Source organism: Micromonospora sp. NPDC051296 (genome assembly GCF_040682255.1).
GTDB lineage: Bacteria > Actinomycetota > Actinomycetes > Mycobacteriales > Micromonosporaceae > Micromonospora > Micromonospora craterilacus.
Window position 1 is genome coordinate 1 of the sequence record NZ_JBFBAO010000485.1, and the last position, 4,226, is coordinate 4,226.

Below are 4,226 nucleotides of genomic sequence, written 5' to 3' on the forward strand. Positions count from 1 at the left end.
CTTCTGGGTCTTCTCGTCGCCGGCGGTGGCGGAGAAGTAGGCGATCTCGTCGCAGGCCACCAGGATCTGCCCGAACACGTCGTGGGGGCCGATCTTCCGGCGGCGGTGGGCCTTGAGGAACGTGTAGCGGTTGTCCATGACGGTCTGCACCCGGTAGAGGGTGCGGATGGCGTGGTGGATGTCCGGGCCGACGAACACGTCGCAGGCGTCCTCCCACAGCCCGAGTTCGACCTGCTTGCCATCGAGCAGGCACAGCCGCACATCCGCGCACAGCGCCGCATGCCCCACGATCGTGTTCAGCAGCGACGACTTGCCGGAGCCGGGTTCACCGCCGATGAGGATGTTGCGGTAGATCATCGGCAGGTACACCGGCTGACCGAACTCATCAATGCCGAGGAACACCGGATCGAAGATGGACAGCCCCGCGCCGACCGGCACCGTGTCCGGCGGATCCGGGTGCGCGTGGGTGGGAAGTTCCAGAGTGTCGGTGAGGTCCATGGTTGGGCTCCCAGGGGATGGGTTGACACGTACGTGTCAGGAACGGGGAAGGGGAGGGTGGCGCGGACGCTCGACCCGTGATGGGTGCTCGGTCCGCGCCGTCCCTGGTGATTGGTGGTTAGGCGTAGTCGGAGGGGTCGAACCCGGACGGGCTCGCGGTATCCGTGGTGGGGTTGCGCGGCTTGCGCGGCCGAGGCGTGTCAGCCGGTACGGTGACCGGCTGGTCCGGCACGTCGGGCAGGTCCAGGCCGACAGGCGGCATGCCCGGAGACGTCGGGGCGTTGGACGGCATGTCCGCCGGCACGTAGTCCGGCAGCGGCGACACGATCGTGTGCGCCAAGGGTTCGCGGCGGGTGATGTCCACCCGGACCAGCGCCGCGTACTTACGGGAAGCGCGCATCACGCGGACCTCGTTGGCCCAGCAGGCCACGGCCAGCTTCTGCACCTGGCCGTCCTGCTCCAGGTCCCGCAGGGACAGGCCGGGGCGTAGCCACACCCAGACCCGTTCCCCGGCCGGGGTCGGTCGGGCGAGCAGGATCAGCGGTAGCGAGCCGTGTCGGTTCGTGGCGATGAACGCCGCGAAACACAACCGCAGGCGGTGCCGCACGATCAGGCACCACGTCCAGGAGACGATCTGACGGCGGGCCGGGCCGATCGCGGCCGGCAGGCCGACGACCAGGGCGACGATGAGCAGCGACAGCCACATGGGTGTTGACTGCATCAACACGACCCAGCCGTACACGAGGCCGAGGCCGAGCACGATTTCCGGCAGCCAGTGCCAGAAGACGCGCAGCACCGGCCACGCCACGATCAGCGCGAACACGACCGCGCCCAGGACGACGCCGAGCAGGACGCCGGCCAGGGCACCCAGGATCGGGTGCAGGTAGTGCGAGGCCACCGTTGCGGCGAGCAAGCCGACCACGGCGGAGGTGACCCAGAAGGCGATGATGGCCCGACGGCGGTAGGAGCGGGCAATCGGAGCCTCAACGACAGTGACAGTCCCGTTGTGGTTCGACCAGCCGAACGGGGACCGCGAACTAGACTTGCGCACGACAAGTCCTCCCTACCTGTAGGGAACGGATTTGTTGACAGGACGCGGGGTCGCAGACGACGCCAATCAACGGTGACCCCGTGTCCACCCATCAGCAGCAGTGCAGATGTGGAGCCGGTCGTGGGGACCGGGTACTACTTGGTGTCGGTGTCCAGCGGACGCAGACCCGCCGCGCGGAACGCGACCCCGGAACGCACCTTGCCGTCCCGGTCGTTGACCCAGGGCAGCGCCTCCAGGTCCACCGGCAGCACCGGCTGACGCACCGCCACCGGCGGCACCACCGGGCTCACCACGGTCACGTTGATGACCTCCGCGCTGCCCTCCGACAACGCGTACAGGTGCACCGTCCACATCGGCTGCTTCGACTCCCGGTCGAACTTCTGCTGACCGTTCTGGTCCAGCTTCGGCACCGGGTTCACCGACACCTCGTACGACACCCGCGAGGTGTCCAGCATCAGACGTCCCATGACTGACTCCCTTCGATTTGGGCGCGCTCACCTTGAGCGACTGCCCACCGTGCCGTTCTCGCCGCTTCGGTCTTGGGCGACGGATTCGATGACAAGAGCATCGCGCGGATGAAGGGGACGGGTTCACCACGCACTGTAGACAGCCGAGGGACGACTTTGTTAGAGTAAGTCGTCCCTCCTAATCGTCCCGATCGCGCGAGGAGCCCACATGCGGAACGACCGTCTGCGCGAGGCGATGCTAAATCGCGGAGTAACCCTTCCCATGCTGGCAGAGCATGTCGGGGTTGACCCAAAGACGGTGGAGCGCTGGGTCACTCAAGGACGCATCCCGTATCCGCGCTACCGTCGGCCGATAGCCCGCCTGTTGAAACAGAATGAGACTTACCTCTGGCCGGATGCTGTGACGGCAAAGCGAAAGACCGAGTTGGCGAAGTCCGAGCTAGTTACCGTCTACCCTCGGCGGAGTGCCGTGCCCAACGACCTGTGGCGGGACTTCATGGATCAGGCAGCTGAACGAGTGGACATTCTCGTATACGCCGGCCTATTCCTCGTGGAACAAGACCGGAGGTTCACCGACAAGCTCCGAGCGAAGGCGGAAGATGGGGTGCAGGTTCGTGTGCTGCTAGGCGACCCGACTTCTCCCGAGATCGAGCGCCGAAGCTTGGACGAGAGTGTCTCGGGGGTGATGGCTTCGAAAATCCGGCAAGTAATGGACCGGTACGCGGAGGTGCGAGATGTTCCGAACGTAGCCGTTCGGTTTCATTGCACGACCCTGTACAACTCCATATACCGTTTCGATGACCAGATGCTTGTCAACACTCACGTCTACGGGCTGCCAGCGCCACACGCGCCTGTGTTGCACCTCCAGCAGCTATCTGGCGGAGAGTTCTTCGAGACCTACGCAGACAGCTTCGACCGGGTTTGGCAGACCGCCACGTCCGATTGGCCGAGCGCTGTGGCACGCTAGCAGGCATGGCCAGGAGAGATCATTACTACGATCCCGCAGCCCCGCAGGCCAACAGCATTGTTGTGGCCGTGACGGTGTTTGCGCAGGACGATGAGGGCCGCGTCCTGTTGATCCACCGCACCGACAACAGCCTGTGGTCACTGCCCGGCGGGACCCAGGAGGTCGGCGAGAACATCAGCAGCACCGCAGTACGCGAGACGCGCGAGGAAACCGGCCTGGAGGTGGAGGTTACCGGGTTGGTCGGGGTCTACAGCAACCCAAACCATGTCGTGGCCTACGACGATGGCGAGGTGCGACAACAGTTCGCAATCTGCGTTCGCGCCCGGACTGTCGGTGGAAACCTAACCGGCAGCTCCGAGTCTGCGGACGTGCGCTGGGTCCGACGAGAGGAACTGGACTCCTTGCCTATCCATCCGTCGACCCGGCTACGTATCTCGCACGGCTACGACCCCGACGCCAATCCCTACCTTGGGTGAAGTGAAGACAGTCGGCCCTCGGTACGCCGAACGGCAGCCAGGATCTCGGGCTCTGCCCTGGTAATGAAACGGGTCACCAGATGATCCGGGCCGTAGCGTGACCTGATCTCTGTCAACCGGTAAGAAGCATCGAAGTCTTGGCCGTCAGGTCCTGTCGTCATGTCGCAGTAGCAGAGCGCGTCGGTGGTGACGGACTCCTCGCGGGGGAATTCCTCGTGCAGCTCCGAGTCTAGGCCGCGCTCCATTGCTTCGAGCCAAGCGCAGGAATGATGAGCGACCAGGGCGGCAACGCGGTCATCAATCCCTTGAGTGCGAAGCCACCGCGCGCCGTCTAGGGAGTGGAAGCCGGTGGATACCAGGTCGGGGCTGTAGCCGACATCGTGCAGCCACGCAGCCACGGACAAGACTTGGCCGTCCGGTGAGTCCAGGAGTTCGCATATCCGTTCCGCTTTGGTCCCTACTGCCTGAACGTGACTCCACCGACGAGGCAAGGCGTCTTCGAGTAAGTCCTGAGCGAGGGACCGCGCTTCAGGGATGGTCGGCAAAGTCATGCCAAGAGCCTACGGTCGATCACCAAAGATCGCTACGCGCGGGGACGGTTAAGCGATGGCGAGTTATCCGGGGTGGAGGGCTGTTCCCGAGGGGGTGTTTCTGAGTGTCCCGAGTGTCGGGTGTCGGGCTCCACTTGATGCGTTACGGATCGTTGTCACTTGATCCGTGACACGTCCGGCTAGACGATCTTGGGTCGTTCCTGCTTTCAGGCTACG

At 64.6% G+C, this 4,226-nt stretch carries 6 protein-coding genes; 2 read left to right on the forward strand and 4 right to left on the reverse strand.

The features are described from left to right. The 3 genes from AB0M52_RS31375 to AB0M52_RS31385 all read right to left on the reverse strand — a co-directional run. Nucleotides 1–498: FtsK/SpoIIIE domain-containing protein (locus AB0M52_RS31375; RefSeq protein WP_363961197.1), on the reverse strand; the 498-nt coding region annotated here is incomplete at its 3' end. Between the two features lie 118 nt (nt 499–616). Then, nucleotides 617–1,549, reverse strand: a complete 933-nt coding sequence (locus tag AB0M52_RS31380) for a hypothetical protein (protein ID WP_363961199.1) — start codon at nt 1,547–1,549, stop codon at nt 617–619. A 134-nt stretch (nt 1,550–1,683) separates the two neighbouring features. After that, on the reverse strand, nt 1,684–2,016 hold the full coding sequence (locus tag AB0M52_RS31385; protein ID WP_363961201.1) for a hypothetical protein: 333 nt from the start codon (nt 2,014–2,016) through the stop codon (nt 1,684–1,686). Between the two features lie 208 nt (nt 2,017–2,224). Between AB0M52_RS31385 and AB0M52_RS31390 the strand changes: the two genes are divergently transcribed. Continuing rightward, a complete protein-coding gene (locus AB0M52_RS31390; protein ID WP_363961203.1) occupies nt 2,225–2,983 on the forward strand; it encodes an XRE family transcriptional regulator in 759 nt (252 codons plus the stop codon). Between the two features lie 5 nt (nt 2,984–2,988). After that, a complete protein-coding gene (locus tag AB0M52_RS31395) occupies nt 2,989–3,459 on the forward strand; it encodes an NUDIX domain-containing protein (protein ID WP_363961205.1) in 471 nt (156 codons plus the stop codon). On the opposite strand, the gene AB0M52_RS31400 is transcribed toward AB0M52_RS31395, so the two are convergent. Next, the gene (locus tag AB0M52_RS31400; protein WP_363961207.1) at nt 3,447–4,010 is read right to left on the reverse strand and encodes an HD domain-containing protein; all 564 of its coding nucleotides are present in this window, start codon (nt 4,008–4,010) and stop codon (nt 3,447–3,449) included. The two genes, AB0M52_RS31395 and AB0M52_RS31400, sit on opposite strands and share 13 nt — an antisense overlap. Between the last annotated feature and the right edge of the window lie 216 nt (nt 4,011–4,226).

Coding starts and splice junctions, on each gene's coding strand:
- AB0M52_RS31390 (WP_363961203.1), top strand. CDS start 2,225: ATGCGGAACGACCGTCTGCGCGAGGCGATGCTAAATCGCGGAGTAACC.
- AB0M52_RS31385 (WP_363961201.1), bottom strand. CDS start 2,016: ATGGGACGTCTGATGCTGGACACCTCGCGGGTGTCGTACGAGGTGTCG.
- AB0M52_RS31395 (WP_363961205.1), top strand. CDS start 2,989: ATGGCCAGGAGAGATCATTACTACGATCCCGCAGCCCCGCAGGCCAAC.
- AB0M52_RS31400 (WP_363961207.1), bottom strand. CDS start 4,010: ATGACTTTGCCGACCATCCCTGAAGCGCGGTCCCTCGCTCAGGACTTA.